A 15,028-nucleotide genomic window follows, 5' to 3' on the forward strand; every position below is an offset into this window, starting at 1 on the left:
ACCGGCTGGCAGCCGTTATCTAATGCCGCAACAAGGCGATCTCTTTTAGCCTGTCCGAAGCTTTGCTTTTTAAGGACAAGAAGTGCTGGAAGGCAAGGAGGTAACCAGGGTGGTACCGCGATAAACATCGTCCCTGATTCTATTCAGGGGCTTTTTTTATGCTCAAAACCCGACATATCCCATCATTTTATATTCCAAAACAACCTAAATAAACGGAGGATGAAGAACATGAAAGCAAGTGAAATCCGCTCCAAATGGCTGGAGTTTTTTGCAGAGAAAGGACATAAGGTTGAGCCCAGTGCCTCCCTGGTACCGCACAACGACCCGTCGCTGCTGTGGATTAACGCCGGTATGGCTCCGCTGAAATCCTACTTTGACGGGCGTGAGAAGCCGGACAATCCGCGGATTGCGAATTCGCAGAAATGCATCCGGACCAATGACATTGAGAATGTCGGCAAAACGCGCCGTCACCACACGTTTTTTGAAATGCTGGGCAACTTCTCGATCGGCGATTATTTTAAGGAAGAGGTCATTACATGGGCGTGGGAGTTTCTGACGGATCGCAAATGGATCGGCTTTGATCCCGAGAAGCTGTCCGTTACGGTCTATCCGGAGGATGAGGAAGCCTACAAGCTGTGGAATGAGAAAATCGGGCTGCCAGCCAGCCGCATTGTGAAGCTGGAGGACAATTTCTGGGATATTGGCGAGGGGCCTTGCGGTCCGTGTACGGAAATTTTCTATGACCGCGGCGAAGCTTACGGAAATGACGCTTCCGATCCTGAGCTGTACCCGGGTGGGGAAAATGAAAGGTATCTGGAGGTTTGGAACCTCGTCTTCTCCCAGTTCAACCATAACAAAGATGGCAGCTATACACCGCTTCCGAATAAGAACATTGATACCGGGGCGGGCCTGGAGCGCTTTGCCTCCATTCTTCAGAATGTAGATTCCAACTTCGATACTGATCTGTTCCAGCCGATTATTCAGCAGACCGCCGCGCTGGCAGGCGTCAAGTACAACCACAGCACAGAAACCGATGTTGCGTTCAAGGTGATTGCCGATCATATCCGGACGGTGGCGTTTGCGGTCGGTGACGGGGTGCTGCCTTCCAATGAAGGACGAGGCTACGTGATTCGGCGCCTGCTGCGCCGTGCGGTTCGCTATGGCAAGGTGATCGGCCTGGACAAGCCATTCCTGTATAGCCTGACGGCAGTTGTGGGAGATATTATGGGCGTGTATTATCCGGAGGTTGTGGAGAAGCGCGAGTTTATCGAGAAGGTCATTGCAACGGAAGAGGAGCAGTTCCACAGAACACTATCAGACGGACTAGGTATTCTCGCGGACATTAGTGCACGTGCTAAGGAGCAGGGACAAGCTCAAATCAGTGGCGGTGATGCGTTCAAGCTGTATGATACGTATGGCTTCCCGTTCGATTTGACGGAGGATTATGCACTGGAGCATGGCCTGACGGTAGACCGTGAGGGCTTTGATGCCGCGATGCAGGAACAGCGCGATCGTGCGCGCAGTGCCCGTCAAGAGACCGAGAGCATGAAGGTGCAGGGCGGTGTGCTGTCCGATTACACGGTTAAAAGTGAATTTATTGGATATAATGACACCGTTTGTGCTGCTAATGTCATCGCCCTAGTTACAGAGGAAGGCTTTGTGGAGCAGGTTGGTGAAGGCCAGTCCTGTCAGGTCATTCTGGATGCCACGCCATTTTATGCCGAGAGCGGCGGTCAGGTCAGCGACCAGGGGGTTCTGGAAGGCGAAGGCGTCCGCGCGCGGGTGGAAGGATTGTTCAAGGCACCGCATGGTCAGCATGTCCATCTGGTCACCGTGGAAGCGGGCGAGCTGAAGGTTCATGGCGCTGTGCAAGCACAGGTGGATTCCGACAAGCGCCGCGACATTGTGAAGAATCATACGGCAACGCACCTGCTGCATAAAGCGCTGAAGGAAGTGCTGGGGGATCATGTCAATCAGGCCGGATCTCTTGTAGAGCCGCAACGTCTGCGTTTTGACTTTTCTCACTTTGGCAGCATTACGCCGGAGGAGCTCGCGGATATCGAGCGCCGCGTGAACGTGCAAATCTGGAAGGGCACTGCGGTAGTGATCGAGAACAAATCCATCGACGAGGCCAAAGCGATGGGAGCGATGGCCCTCTTCGGCGAGAAATATGGTGAGGTGGTGCGCGTCGTTCAGGTTGGCGATTACAGTCTGGAGCTATGCGGAGGCTGTCACGTCCAGAACACCTCTGAAATTGGCATATTCAAGCTGATCGGTGAAAGCGGAATCGGCTCGGGTGTTCGCCGAATTGAGGCTGTCACCGGTCGCTCGGCCTACTATTTTGCGGAATCCCAGGTCGATATTTTGAAGCAGTCCGCAGCTATTCTAAAGAGTGGCCTCCAGGATGTGCCGAAGCGGGTGGAGGCTCTGCAGCAGCAGCTGAAGGAGCTTTCCCGCGAGAATGAATCCCTGCAGGGCAAACTGAGCGCGATCGAAGCCGGACAGCTGAGCGACAAGGTTATCACAGCGGGAACCACCAAGCTGCTGGCCGCTGAAGTGCAGGCTGGAAGCATGGATGCCTTGCGTACGGTAGCGGATGAGCTGAAGGGCAAGCTGAGCGAGACGGTCGTTGTGCTTGGTGCAGTTATGGGCGATAAGGTGAACTTTGTCGTATCCGTGCCGAAAGAGCTTGTAGAGAAAGGGCTTCATGCGGGCAAACTGGTGAAAGAAGTAGCAGCGGTTTGCGGCGGCGGGGGCGGCGGCCGTCCGGATATGGCCCAGGCTGGAGGCAAGGATGCTTCCAAGCTGCAGGCAGCCCTGAAGCGGGCGGAGGAGCTGGTAGCGGGCGCTTAATGCGGCGCCTGCTGCATCCCAGCGGGAATAATCCGCTGAAATTTTGCTCCTGCATTTCCAAAGGCGACGGCGTGTGTGTTATGATAGAACTAGATCAAGCTGGTAAATATTTTTTCAACGAAGATGGTCTGCAACATGTTCTTTGAAGAAGGTAGGTGTCACGCATGGACTCAATGGATAAGACAGTCAAGTTCAATGTAAAAGGTGATGAGCAGGAGGCTTCCGCCCGGGATATTATGCTGTCGGTATATGACGCATTGACCGAGAAGGATTATAACCCGATCAATCAGATTGTCGGTTATTTGCTTTCCGGGGACCCCGCTTATATACCGCGGCACAACAATGCCAGAAGCCTGATCGGCAAGAAAGAGCGAGACGAATTGATTGAAGAGCTGGTCCGGTTCTACCTAGCCAGTCACCGTTAGGAGTGCAAGGATGAAGATCATGGGATTGGATTACGGGGACCGTCGAATCGGTGTGGCGCTCAGCGATGTGTTCGGATGGACAGCACAAGGGCTCGAAGTCATTGAACGGCGCGGAGAAGACACCGGGTTGGATCGCATCACTGCCTTGGTGAAAGAGCATGAGGTAAGTGAAATTGTGGTCGGGCTGCCCAAGAATATGAATGGCAGCATCGGTCCTCGGGGTGAAATCTGCATGGAGTTCGCAGTCCTGCTGCGGGAATCCCTGTGCTTGCCCGTTCACCTTTGGGATGAGCGGCTCTCCACGGTATCTGCTGAGCGGACGCTGCTGGAAGCCGATGTCAGCCGCAAAAAGCGCAAGCAAGTCATAGACAAGATGGCTGCAAGTTTAATTTTGCAAAACTACTTGGACTCTAAAAGGTAAAGGTGAGGGTGATAACAATGGCCAATGAACAAATGAACATGCAAGATGAACCGGAAATTATTTATATCCCTGATGAAGAGGGCAATGAGGAAGAGTTTGAAGTCATCATGAAGTTTGAAGTGGATGACTCCGATGCCAAATATATGATGGTTGTCCCGGTGGAAGGTGCCGACGAGGATAGCGATGAGGTGTATGCCTTCCGCTACGAGGAAGACGGGGACGATCTGAAGCTGTATATGATTGAGGATGACGAGGAATGGAGCATTGTGGAAGAAACCTTCAATACGCTCGTAGAGCAAATGGACGGGAGCCAGTTAGATGACTAATTATTCTCCGGAGCAGGTCGTTTGGACACAATCGCTGAGAGAAGCTTTTGGTGAGAGCGTCGAGCTGCAGGATGAGAGCGGTCAGACAGAAGTGTTCGACATCGCAGCAGAGTTTGAGGTGGACGGGGTAGGCTATGCTATTCTGGTTCAGCCAGACCGTAAAGATGAAGAATACGAAGTGCTGCGAATCGTGAAGGCTGGCGATGGCAGTCTAGAGCTGGCAACCATTGATGATGACGAGGAATGGGAGAATATCTCGGAGCTGTACGACGAGCTGACCTTCCCGGAAGAAGACGAGTACTAAGAAGTGAGCGGGTCATGCTTAGCCTCTGAGGCGCGGCATGTCCCAGCTTCAAACAGCTAAGGAAAGGGCGGAGCAGTCCGCCCTTTTTGGTATGGAGGAGAGTGCTTCATGAAGAAACTGGGCATCACACTGTTCTTGCTGCTTCTAATTGCTGGAGGGGCAGGATGGTATGTGTGGAATGGAATTCAGCCTGTTGAGGGCGGCGGACAGCCGGTAGAATTTACGATTGAGCCCGGAACGGGCACGTCCCGGATTGCAGAGCTGCTGGAGGAAAACGGACTCATTAAGAATGATCTTTTGTTCAAAGGGTATTTGAGACTGAATGAAGAAGGCAGCCGCTTTATGGCGGGCACCTACGAGGCTTCTCCGGGAACGACCTATCAAGAGCTGATTACGATGCTGAACAATGGAGAGGTCAAGCCCAAGGAAATGGTGAAATTTACAATCCCGGAGGGCTATACCGTGCGGCAGACCGCCCAAACCATTGCTGAAGCTACGGGCCTTGAGGAGCAGGAGCTGCTGGAGCTTATGGATTCCGTCAACGGCTGGGATTCCTCCCTTGTAGAAGGCATACCGGCAGAGGCTGAGCTGCGTCACCAGCTGGAGGGGTATCTCTTCCCTGCAACCTATGAGCTGCCGAAGGAAGGACTCACTGCTCTAAGTGTTATTCAGGGAATGCTGAGCCAAACGGAGAAGCGATTGGAGGATATCCCGAATTGGGAGTCTTTATTAGAGGAAAAAGGGCTCAGTATCCACGAGCTGCTCACGATCGCTTCCCTCGTGGAACGAGAGGTTGTGGCCGATCAGGAGCGGGCATTGGTAGCAGGAGTGATTTATAACCGGCTGGAGCAAGGCATGAAGCTGGAGATCGATGCCACGGTTCAATATTTGCTGGACAAGCCCAAAGCGAGGCTGCTGTTTAAGGATTTAGAGGTGGAGAGTCCGTACAATACGTATCGCAATCCGGGTCTGCCGCCCGGTCCTATCTCCAGCCCGAGTCTGGCCTCGATTGAGGCAGTGCTTAAGCCTGAAGCGTCACAGTATCTGTTCTATGTGACGAAGAAGGACGGTACGCAGGAGCATTTGTTTGCGAAGACTTATCAAGAGCATCTGAAAAATATTGAGATCAGCAACAATATGGCACAAGGTCAGTAGGAGGACATCCATATGAATTATTCACCAGAGCTGCTGGCTCCGGCGGGATCGATACATGAAGTGCAGGCATACCTGGCTGCAGGTGCAAATGCGGTGCTGGTGGGAGAGGATCTCTACGGCATGCGTCTACCCGGCAGTATGGAGCTGAATGAAATTCGGGAGGCTGCAGAGCTTGCCCATGAACAGGGAGCCCGCCTGTACGTAAGCTTGAACAATCTGATGCCGAACGATCGGCTTGAGGTCATGTCACAATATGTAAAAGAGCTGGGACGCATTGGCGTCGATGCTGTAGAATTTAATGATCCTTCCGTGCTGCAGGCGGTGAAGGCTCACGCACCGGGCATTGCGCTGTACTGGAATGCTGAAATGACCTCTACCAACTTCTCCACAGCGAACTACTGGGGCCGGCGAGGAGCATCACGGATCATTCTCGCCCGGGAGCTCAACATGGATGAGATTACGAATATGAAGCCGCTTCTGGAGATAGAAGCACAGGTTCAGGTGCACGGGATGACCAATATTTATCATTCCAAGCGTAGTCTCGTAAAGAGCTATATGGCTCATCAAGGACGTCCCGTAACTGAAGGCAGCCTAGGGAAAGACCGGGGTTTGTTTCTTGTGGAAGCAGAGCGGGCAGAAGAGAAATTTCCGATTTATGAAGACGTGAACGGCACCCATATCATGAGCTCGGATGATATTTGTATTCTGGAGGATCTGCATCTGCTGCTGCAGGCCGGGATTCACAGCTTGAAGGTGGAGACGCTGCTGAAGCCTTGCTCCTATAATGAAATCGTGCTGCGAACGTATCGCAAGGCCATTGACGCTTATATGGCAAATCCGGAGCAATATGAGTATCAGGAGCAGTGGATGGAGGACATTCGCCGCGTGCAGGATCCAGAGCGGGAGCTGTCATTCGGGTTCTTCTATAAAGAGCAGGTATATTAACAGGTGTCTATCAAAGACATTGAAACACATCAAGCAAGGAGTGAGCATCTTGGAAGCTATGGCACAGCCTGTGTATAAGGGACAACGCCACCGCCTGGATAAGCCGGAGCTACTGGCACCGGCGGGTAATTTGGAGAAGCTGAAATTTGCCGTCCACTACGGGGCGGATGCTGTATATATTGGTGGACAGAAGTATGGTCTGCGCTCGAATGCGGACAACTTTACGTTTGAGGAAATGAAGGAAGGCGTAGAGTTCGCCCAAAAATATGGCGCCAAGGTGTTCGTGGCTGCTAATATTTACGCCCATAACGAGGATATTGAGGGCATTGAGGACTATCTTCGCAATCTGTATGAGGCAGGAATTGCTGCAATCATTGCGGCAGATCCTGCAATTATCGAGATTGCGCAGCGTGTTGTCCCTGACCTGGAGGTGCATTTGAGCACGCAGCAGTCTACCTTGAATTGGCAAGCAGTGCAGTTCTGGAAGGAAGAGGGACTGCCGCGCGTCGTATTGGGACGAGAGACCAGCCTGCAGGAAATTGCCGAGATTAAAAATCACGTTGATATTGAAATTGAAGCGTTTGTGCACGGTGCCATGTGCTCGTCGTATTCGGGACGCTGCGTCCTCTCTAACCATTTCACGGACCGCGATTCCAATCGGGGAGGCTGCTGCCAGTCCTGCCGCTGGAAGTACGATCTGTTTGAGGATGGACGGGACGAAGCGGCATCCTCGTTGCCGTCAGGGCTGCAGCCGCCAGCTTCGGCCCCTGCAGCCTTTAAGCCAGGCATTACTTCAATCCCGCTCTTTCAGAAAGAGGATCATGCTTTTACAATGGGTTCCAAGGATCTGTGCATGCTGGAGCATATTCCGGATTTGATTGAGGCGGGAATTGACAGCTTCAAGATCGAGGGACGCATGAAATCGATACATTATGTGGCGACGGTCGTGAATGTGTATCGGCAGGCCATTGATGCTTACATGGCAGATCCTGAGAACTATGTATTGAAGCCGGAATGGCTGGAAGAGTTAAACAAGGCTGCAAACCGGCCGCTGAACACCGGCTTTTTCTACGATACGCCGGATCATGAGGACCATATTTATGAACCGGAGGAGAAGGCAGCGCCTTATGACTTTGCGGGCCTCGTCATGGACTATGATGCCGAAACCGGTGAGGCTGTGATTCAGCAGCGAAACCATTTCAAGCCGGGACAGCATATTGAATTTTTCGGGCCGGAGGGCACTTTTTTTAAGCAAACGGTCGGACCGCTGAAGGATGAAGCAGGACTAGCGCTGGATGCCGCAAGGCATCCGCTGCAGCGGATCCGCATGCAGGTAGATCATCCCGTCAAGCCATTTGATATGATGCGGAAGCGAAAATAGCGGTTTCATGATATCGCTTCTTTATTTCTAATGAAACCCTTCAAAGCTTACATGTTTATGTGAACCCAAAGTCCTTTTAGGATGGCGGGTTTCTTTTTTTTAGATTTGAAACTGGGTCTTTTGGATTATTTTAACCCACCTACCCAAAGATTTCTGTGCCTTTCTGTCGAAATAACTAGTAAGGAAGTCATTCGTGATTCGGGATTGGAAGCCTGAAGAGGATATTCAATCCGGCTTTGCTGTGACAATACGACATGTGGTGGGTGATACAATGGACGAATCAGATCAGAAGAAGATGAAGCCCAAGAAAGAGAAAAAGGCAAAAGAACGCAAAGCAGCAACGAAGAACACCAAGGCGGAAGGTGTGGGAAAGTCCCAGGCTTCCGGCATGATGTCCGGAGTGAGCGGAAAGAAGCAAGGCTTTGAATGGAACCCTGCGAAATCGGTAGGTATCCGGTTGTTTTTGATTTTCTTTGTTACTATTGTTGTGTTTGTGGTCACTTTAGGACAGATCTCTTATACCATGGCTAAGAATATTATTCAGGACAATGCCGCAGATGCAAACCAGCAGACGATTATTCAGACCTCCGATAAGCTGGATATTATTTTGTCCAACTATATGAATATGAGCTCATATGACAGTGAATTGCAGGCTATGCTGACCGAGTATACGGGTGGCGGCTCCGATTATGATATGTTTGCACTCGAGAAGAAGATTCGGGAGAAGCTGAACAATGAAATTACAGCAGACTCCAATATCAAGGCAATCTATATTATTCCGCCGCAGAAGAACAAGATCTTCTCCGCGGGCATTATGTCCAGATCTACGGAACAGATCACGGCTGAACCCTGGGTTGAGGAACTGTTGAAAGAGAAGAAAACGATGTGGCTGCCGACGAGGACGGAAACCGATGCTCCGTATTTCTCCATGGCCCGCTCTTTAGGATCCATGCATGACTTCAGCCAGGTGTATATCTTTGTCATTGAGCTGCATGTAGAAGTTCTGAACAAGCAGCTAAAGGGCATTGACCTTGGGGACGGCGGTAGAATCCAGCTCCTGAACCAGGAGTTAAAGGTGGTTTCATCGAATGACACCTCGGAGCTGGGCGAGGATTCGAAGTGGACCTTTATGAGCAGTGAGAACCGGCAAGGACGTTCCGGCAACACGGTAGCGGAAGACCCTAATGGAAACGACATTCTCGCTGTTTATGACGATTTGAATGTTAACGGCTGGACCGTGGTCGGCGCGATTCCGACAGAGTTCCTGACCAAGGACGCCAAGCGGATTCTGTTTATTACGAATCTGGCGGTTGTGATCGTTATTATCATTGCGATTCTGATCGGCATGTGGATGGTTCATATGATTGCTAGGCCGCTGGGCAAGCTCAGCATGCTGATGAGAGAAGGCGCGAAGGGCAACCTCAATGTACGCACAGATCATCAGTCGAAAGACGAAATTGGCCAGCTGTCAGCCAGCTTTAACGAAATGATGGGGCAAATTACCGGTCTGGTCCGCCAGACAAGCAGTACGGCGCAGGATGTGCTGAGCACGGCTGCAGCATTGAGCGATGCATCCAAGAAAACAGCACTGTCAGCGAAAGAAATTGCTGTAGCCACCGAGGAGATCGCGAACGGCGCAAGCAGCCTCGCAGTAGAGGCCGAGCGCGGAAGCGACTTGACGAGCAATATTTCCGATCAGATGCATGTGGTGGTCAACGCGAACGATGAAATGAGCAAGGCGGCACGCCATGTGGAAAGCTCCAGCGAACGTGGAACAAAGCATCTCAATGATCTGTTGAACCGGACACATGAAACAGAAGACATGACCCGTTCCATGATGAAGAAGGTGGATGGACTGAAAGAAACGACGTCTTCCGTCGTGAAGGTGCTGGAGGTTCTGCAGAATATTACGAAGCAGACGAATATTCTCTCCCTGAACGCAACCATTGAAGCAGCCCGCGCTGGAGCGGCAGGACGCGGCTTCATGGTCGTCGCGGATGAAATCCGCCAGCTTGCCGATCAATCCAGGCAGTCCATTGATATGGTTAGTCAGATTACCGAGAAGATTATGAAGGAAATGAATGAAACGGTTCAGGTGCTTCTTGATGCCAACCCGCTGTTTAAGGCTCAAATGGATTCAGTGAAGGAAACGAATGAAATTTTCGAGTCTGTGCAGCAGCAGATGGTAGACTTCATCGCGCGTCTGGATTCTGTCACGGATTCGATTGACGGCTTGAACCAGTCCCAGGTCGTGCTGTCTGAAGCGATGGGGAATGTCAGCGCCGTAGCTGAGGAATCCTCGGCGACCTCTGAGGAGGTTGCTTCCTTGAGCAGCGAGCAGCAGAGCGTTAGCAATCAGCTGGTCGATCTGTCGGAGAAGCTTGAGAATGTTTCCTATGAGCTGAAAGAAACACTTTCCCGCTTCACCCTCTAGAACTAGCAATAACGGGTCCGTCCGCAAGATGTGCAGCCACTTGCGGACGGGCTTTTTTTGTCGTCATTCTAAGATGAATATCGACAGGCAGGTGTGTTTCAAGGCCACTGGGGAAATCATAGATATGATGATGTCATGCTTCAGGAGGGACTTACAATGCGAGAGATTCCACGCCGCCGGATGTACTACGGATGGCTTCTGGTGGCCTGCGTGCTTGTGCTGTTCATAGGCCGTCTGGCCTTTATTCAAATCTGGCTGAAGGGTCATCCGGTTCCAGCTACGCAGCATACCCTGATGGAAGCCGCAAGGCTTCAGCATGAGAGAGGCGTGGTGCTGGACAGTGGAAGAGGACATTTTCACGATCGTCACGGAGTTCCGCTAACCGGGAAGCTGATCTGGACCGCTGTCCTCTTTCCGGTGACGGATTTGAATGTACTTCAACCCGCCACACTGAAAGACGTGGCAGTCATTCTGGACACGAAGCCTGATCAGCTGGCTGAGATCTGGTCCAGTTTAAAGGAGCCGGTGCTGTGGCACGGAGAAGGCCGTATTCCAGTGGCCTTGAGACCCGAGCAGCGAGATGCGCTCTCTGCTTTGGGGCTGACGCAGCTAAAGGTGTATCCATATGAGCAAAGATACGAGGATAAGGAAAGCGGAATGCAGTGGCTTGGATATATATCGGGGCAGCGGAAGGAAACCCAGCGTTATGGTCAATACGATGGCATCACGGGCGGCAGCGGCTTGGAGAAAGCCTTGGATCCTCTCCTTAACAGCCTATCGCCCACCGTCGTCTACTTTAGCGTAGACGGACATAATCAGGTGATTCCAGAACTCGCGCCCATGGTGAAGGCGAATCTCAACCCCTATTATCCGCTCCGGTTCACGACGACCATTGATCTCTCCATTCAAAAAGAAGTTGAACGCTTGATGTCTGAAGCCGGGGCTTCAGAAGGTGCAATTGTCGTTCAGGATGTACATAACGGAGATGTGGTAGCCATGGTTTCAAGCCCCTTCTACAATCCCGAGCGGATTCACCCCGCAGAGGGACAGTGGGAAAATAAAGCGCTGCAGGGAGCAGCGCCTGGCTCTATTTTTAAAATTGTAACGGCTGCTGCCGCCTTGGAAGCAGGGATCAGTACCCCGAAAGAAGTGTTTCATTGCAGCGGAGAATATGGCAGGTACGGTCTTTCCTGCTGGAAAAAACAGGGTCATGGCAGGCTGACGCTTGAAGATGCGTTCGCCCAGTCATGTAATGTCGTGTTCGCCGAGCTGGGACAGCGGCTGTCTCCAGCACAATTTCAGCTCGCTGCACAGCAGCTGGGTGTGGGGCGCGTACTGGGCTGGCAAGCCTCCAATGTCCTGGGTGTTTCGGAGATAAGGCCTCTAGATCATGAAGAAAGCGGCAGCGTCTTCGCAGACCTTGAAGCGGCTGAGGATGAGGGGGTTAGGGTGCAGACGGCAATCGGTCAAAGAGATGTCATGATGACACCGCTGCAGGCCTCCAATATGATCGTTACTTTGCTGAACCAAGGACAAGGCTTTCGACCTCGAATGGTAAGCCGGGTGTCCTACGATAATGGACAAGAGCTGCAGCTTTGGCCGGTGCAGCGACTGCGACCCGAGAAGAGCCTGTCGCCGAAGACGACGTCTATCTTGCTGACATGGATGGAAAAGGTAGTGCAGAAGGGGACCGGTTCGGCATTGAAGCAGGGTGGCGCCTGGAGACTGGCCGGCAAGTCCGGCACTGCGGAGGTATTGCATCATGGAGCCGCTGCGAACCATCAATGGTTTACAGGGTACGGGCCGATCGAGGCTCCGCGATACGCAGTTAGTGTACTGTTGAAGAACCAGAAGCCCGGCTCGCGCCACCGGGCTACAGAGCTGTTCGGCAAAGTGATGAATATGCTGTCAGCTAGCAAGTAAACGCGAAGAGGCAATAGCGATGGCTGCAGCCAGGAGATCAGGTTCTCTGTGACATTAATGTGGACATGGGTGAATGACAAATGAAGTCTGGCGCCCTCCTTGGTAATGAGATCACAACGGAGTATGGTCTGAGGATGGGGATTCTGAGGGCTGTTTTGCTCCAGCGGAGCTATGTACGGCAGAGTCTTCCTTCTGCATCGCAAATGGAGAAACCTCAAACTCCTCCTTAGGCAGATGGATCCAGCGCTGCAAATATCCTTGCTCCAGCAGCTCTTTTAGCAAAATAATCAAGATGGGTGTCATGATCAAGCCGGCAATGCCGAAGATGGACAGGGAGATGATCATAAAGGACAGCATCAGGAAGGCGGAGGTGACCCCGATCGATTGACCGGCAATCTTGGGCTCCAGCAGCTGACGGGTTACCATAATGATGACCAGCAGTACAATCAGGCCCACCGCAAGGCTGGCCTTGCCCACGAGAAACAGATAAAGGATCCAGGGTATGAATATGACCGGGACGCCAAGCAATGGGAGAAAATCAAACACGGCACTGATGAGGGCAATAGACAGCGCATTGCCAGTCGCTAAGATAAGCAGGCCTATGTAAGCCATCACAAATGTAATGCTGATCAGCTTCAGCTGCGCCTTTAAATAAGCGCCAATGGCTCCGAAGACGTGATTTTTAAGAAACAGAATGGCATTTTTGATCGTTCGCGGCGTTTTGTCACTGGCGATTTTGCGCCAGCTTCCGATCTCCGTGCTAAGAAAGTACGCCAGTATAATGGCAATCCCGAAGTTAGCAATAAAGGTCGTGAAAGAGCCCATAAAGCCGATGATGTATAAAAACAGTCCTTGGGCAGCATTTTTTGCAAAGTTGGTAATATCCTGAAAATAGCTGTTCAAGCTCTCGGTCACATCCGGAGGCAGTGCCGCCAGCTTGACCTGAAGGAAGCTTAGCAGGGCTGCGAACTGTTCCTGCAGCATGGAGGTATAGAGCGGTAAATTCTTCTCGAGCTGCATCAATTGCGAGACGATGATCGCGCCGGCGCCGAATAGCAGGGCGACAATAATGAGCAGGAAGATGAGAACCGCGAGGGCGGAAGCGAAGGTTTTCTTCATGCCGCGGCGGTGAAAAAAACGTGCAATCGGCTCGATCATCCAGAACACAAGGAAGGATAAAAAGACGGGAGCCGCAATTTGGTACAGTTTGCTGAACACAAACATGACCAGATATACAGTGAGGACAATCATTCCGATATCAAAAAAAGTCCTCCAGTATTTTTTGTACAAGGGAAGCATAGTCTAGTCAAACGCTCCTTTCAACATAATGACTTCATTGTACATGATTTGTTAAAAAAACGCCTATTTCTTTTTGGCCTATGATAAAATAACAGGTGTGTAATGCCAAAGTAAACAGAAAAGCGGGGAAATTGGCATGCAGACAGTGCTGCTCTGGTTGTTTTACATTTCTTCTTTTTATGCCTTCATTCCCGGGATAATCACCCGTTTTTTCGGTTATCGTGTATTTCGGAGAGGGACGGTGGAGGGCGAGTTTGCCTTGACCTTTGACGATGGACCTGATCCCGTATATACACCTCAGCTTCTGGATTTGCTGAAGCGCTACAATATGAAGGCCACCTTTTTTGTGGTCGGCTCTCATGCAGAGTCCCATCCAGAAATTATCAAGCGCATTCATGATGAGGGACATCTGATTGGTATTCATAACTATGTTCACAAATCCAACTGGCTCATGAGGCCCAAGACGGTCCGCCTGCAGCTCAAGCGCACGGATGATATCATTTTCGGCATTACGGGTGAGCGGCCGGTGTATTACCGTCCTCCCTGGGGCATTGTGAATCTATTTGATTTTGCCAAAAACAGCGGTTACCGTATCATTCTCTGGTCCTCGATGTACGGAGACTGGAGAAGCAGCGTCGGTGCTGATAAGCTGACCCACAGAATGCGGCGCAAGCTGAGAGCAGGGGAAGTGATGCTCCTTCACGATTGCGGAAATACGATGGGTGCAGATGTACAGGCACCGGAGCAGATGCTGCTGGCACTGGACCGGGTGCTGTCAGAAGCAGAGCGTGAAGGCCTGAGAAGCGTTCGGATCGACGAAATGATTACTCATGAGAGGATGTCGTCTTCAATGAAGCTGTCCTTACCGAAACGAATGGCTGTAGCAGTGTGGCTGCTATGGGAGAAGCTGTTTCATGTTGTATTTCGCCTGAAAACGGCGAATCCGTCGGACCCTATGCTGCATTATCGCTTGACCTCCTATCAAGGACAGGACATGGTGACACAGGATGGCTTACGCCTTGTGAAGGGTGATGAGGTGCTGGAGCTTCATTTCGATAATCAGAAGCTGTTTGATATCGGCAGACATGCCCGGAACGAGATGCAGATTGCGATTCAGATGATCCGTGCGGTTCAGAAGGACCTGCCAACCATTGCACAGCGGGTGCTCGACAAGCCGGAATATCGAAACGTGAAAGGTCTGTACGGGGTCACAATGATTACCCGAGGACCGGAGCAATTCGGATTTCATCTTCAGGATTTGCCCTCCGGGCTGTTTGCCAGCTCTACCCGGGTGTATCTGAAGCTGCTCCTGTCTGTCATTCATCCCAAGGGCCAATCGCGGCTCAAGGAAGGCAGCCGGCGCATGGAGCCGCGGATGTTGATGATGCCGGTAGAGGTCCTGATCAGCCGTTATGCCCCACGGGAACTTCGTTCCCGAAGATCTTCTGTCGAGACCGGTCTTGGTGAGCTGTCTGTGGGCAGTACCGCGAAGGAGCTGTCCTCCTAAATAAAATTTATGCACCCAGGGGCTGTCCCAAAAGATCCAGGATCTTGCGGGATAG

At 51.7% G+C, this 15,028-nt stretch carries 12 protein-coding genes; 11 read left to right on the forward strand and 1 reads right to left on the reverse strand.

All coding sequences use genetic code 11. From position 1 onward, the window contains the following. Positions 1–228 precede the first annotated feature (228 nt). The 10 genes from alaS (at position 229) to ACH6EH_RS15130 (ending at position 12,167) form a co-directional block, all read left to right on the forward strand. Positions 229–2,853 carry an alanine--tRNA ligase gene (gene alaS, locus ACH6EH_RS15085; protein ID WP_397332923.1) on the forward strand — a complete coding sequence of 875 codons (2,625 nt, stop codon included), beginning with the start codon at positions 229–231 and terminating at the stop codon, positions 2,851–2,853. Between the two features lie 164 nt (positions 2,854–3,017). Beyond that, entirely contained in the window at positions 3,018–3,278 is a 261-nt protein-coding gene (locus tag ACH6EH_RS15090) for an IreB family regulatory phosphoprotein (protein ID WP_138225136.1), read from the forward strand. 10 nt (positions 3,279–3,288) lie between these two features. Then, entirely contained in the window at positions 3,289–3,699 is a 411-nt protein-coding gene (gene ruvX, locus ACH6EH_RS15095; protein ID WP_138225137.1) for a Holliday junction resolvase RuvX, read from the forward strand. A 17-nt stretch (positions 3,700–3,716) separates the two neighbouring features. Next, positions 3,717–4,025, forward strand: a complete 309-nt coding sequence (locus ACH6EH_RS15100) for a DUF1292 domain-containing protein (protein WP_138225138.1) — start codon at positions 3,717–3,719, stop codon at positions 4,023–4,025. Further along, positions 4,018–4,329, forward strand: coding sequence for a DUF1292 domain-containing protein (locus ACH6EH_RS15105; protein ID WP_138225139.1), 312 nt, complete (start codon positions 4,018–4,020; stop codon positions 4,327–4,329). The genes ACH6EH_RS15100 and ACH6EH_RS15105 overlap by 8 nt, the downstream gene beginning before the upstream one ends. A gap of 108 nt (positions 4,330–4,437) precedes the next feature. Next, on the forward strand, positions 4,438–5,484 hold the full coding sequence (gene mltG / locus ACH6EH_RS15110; RefSeq protein ID WP_397332924.1) for an endolytic transglycosylase MltG: 1,047 nt from the start codon (positions 4,438–4,440) through the stop codon (positions 5,482–5,484). A gap of 12 nt (positions 5,485–5,496) precedes the next feature. Next, entirely contained in the window at positions 5,497–6,429 is a 933-nt protein-coding gene (locus tag ACH6EH_RS15115) for a peptidase U32 family protein (protein ID WP_397332925.1), read from the forward strand. Positions 6,430–6,487: 58 nt separating this feature from the next. Next, positions 6,488–7,810: a peptidase U32 family protein gene (locus ACH6EH_RS15120; RefSeq protein ID WP_397332926.1), complete on the forward strand. Its 1,323-nt coding sequence runs from the start codon at positions 6,488–6,490 to the stop codon at positions 7,808–7,810. Positions 7,811–8,081: 271 nt separating this feature from the next. Next, positions 8,082–10,244 (forward strand): methyl-accepting chemotaxis protein, encoded by a 2,163-nt coding sequence (locus ACH6EH_RS15125; protein ID WP_483875083.1) that lies wholly within the window; start codon positions 8,082–8,084, stop codon positions 10,242–10,244. A 156-nt stretch (positions 10,245–10,400) separates the two neighbouring features. Then, positions 10,401–12,167 (forward strand): peptidoglycan D,D-transpeptidase FtsI family protein, encoded by a 1,767-nt coding sequence (locus tag ACH6EH_RS15130; protein ID WP_397332928.1) that lies wholly within the window; start codon positions 10,401–10,403, stop codon positions 12,165–12,167. Between the two features lie 111 nt (positions 12,168–12,278). Here the strand turns inward: ACH6EH_RS15130 and ACH6EH_RS15135 are convergent, their stop codons facing one another. After that, positions 12,279–13,466: an AI-2E family transporter gene (locus tag ACH6EH_RS15135; RefSeq protein WP_397332929.1), complete on the reverse strand. Its 1,188-nt coding sequence runs from the start codon at positions 13,464–13,466 to the stop codon at positions 12,279–12,281. A gap of 136 nt (positions 13,467–13,602) precedes the next feature. Here ACH6EH_RS15135 and ACH6EH_RS15140 point away from each other — a divergent pair, with 136 nt between their 5' ends. Further along, positions 13,603–14,973 carry a polysaccharide deacetylase family protein gene (locus ACH6EH_RS15140; RefSeq protein WP_397332930.1) on the forward strand — a complete coding sequence of 457 codons (1,371 nt, stop codon included), beginning with the start codon at positions 13,603–13,605 and terminating at the stop codon, positions 14,971–14,973. The last annotated feature ends 55 nt before the right edge of the window (positions 14,974–15,028 follow it).

Source organism: Paenibacillus sp. JSM ZJ436 (assembly GCF_044383795.1).
In the GTDB taxonomy this organism is placed as follows: domain Bacteria; phylum Bacillota; class Bacilli; order Paenibacillales; family Paenibacillaceae; genus Paenibacillus_AQ; species Paenibacillus_AQ algicola.

Coding starts and splice junctions, on each gene's coding strand:
- ACH6EH_RS15135 (WP_397332929.1), bottom strand. CDS start 13,466: ATGCTTCCCTTGTACAAAAAATACTGGAGGACTTTTTTTGATATCGGA.
- ACH6EH_RS15140 (WP_397332930.1), top strand. CDS start 13,603: ATGCAGACAGTGCTGCTCTGGTTGTTTTACATTTCTTCTTTTTATGCC.
- ACH6EH_RS15100 (WP_138225138.1), top strand. CDS start 3,717: ATGGCCAATGAACAAATGAACATGCAAGATGAACCGGAAATTATTTAT.
- ACH6EH_RS15120 (WP_397332926.1), top strand. CDS start 6,488: ATGGCACAGCCTGTGTATAAGGGACAACGCCACCGCCTGGATAAGCCG.
- ACH6EH_RS15105 (WP_138225139.1), top strand. CDS start 4,018: ATGACTAATTATTCTCCGGAGCAGGTCGTTTGGACACAATCGCTGAGA.
- ACH6EH_RS15125 (WP_483875083.1), top strand. CDS start 8,082: ATGGACGAATCAGATCAGAAGAAGATGAAGCCCAAGAAAGAGAAAAAG.
- ACH6EH_RS15115 (WP_397332925.1), top strand. CDS start 5,497: ATGAATTATTCACCAGAGCTGCTGGCTCCGGCGGGATCGATACATGAA.
- ACH6EH_RS15130 (WP_397332928.1), top strand. CDS start 10,401: ATGCGAGAGATTCCACGCCGCCGGATGTACTACGGATGGCTTCTGGTG.
- ruvX (WP_138225137.1), top strand. CDS start 3,289: ATGAAGATCATGGGATTGGATTACGGGGACCGTCGAATCGGTGTGGCG.
- alaS (WP_397332923.1), top strand. CDS start 229: ATGAAAGCAAGTGAAATCCGCTCCAAATGGCTGGAGTTTTTTGCAGAG.
- mltG (WP_397332924.1), top strand. CDS start 4,438: ATGAAGAAACTGGGCATCACACTGTTCTTGCTGCTTCTAATTGCTGGA.
- ACH6EH_RS15090 (WP_138225136.1), top strand. CDS start 3,018: ATGGACTCAATGGATAAGACAGTCAAGTTCAATGTAAAAGGTGATGAG.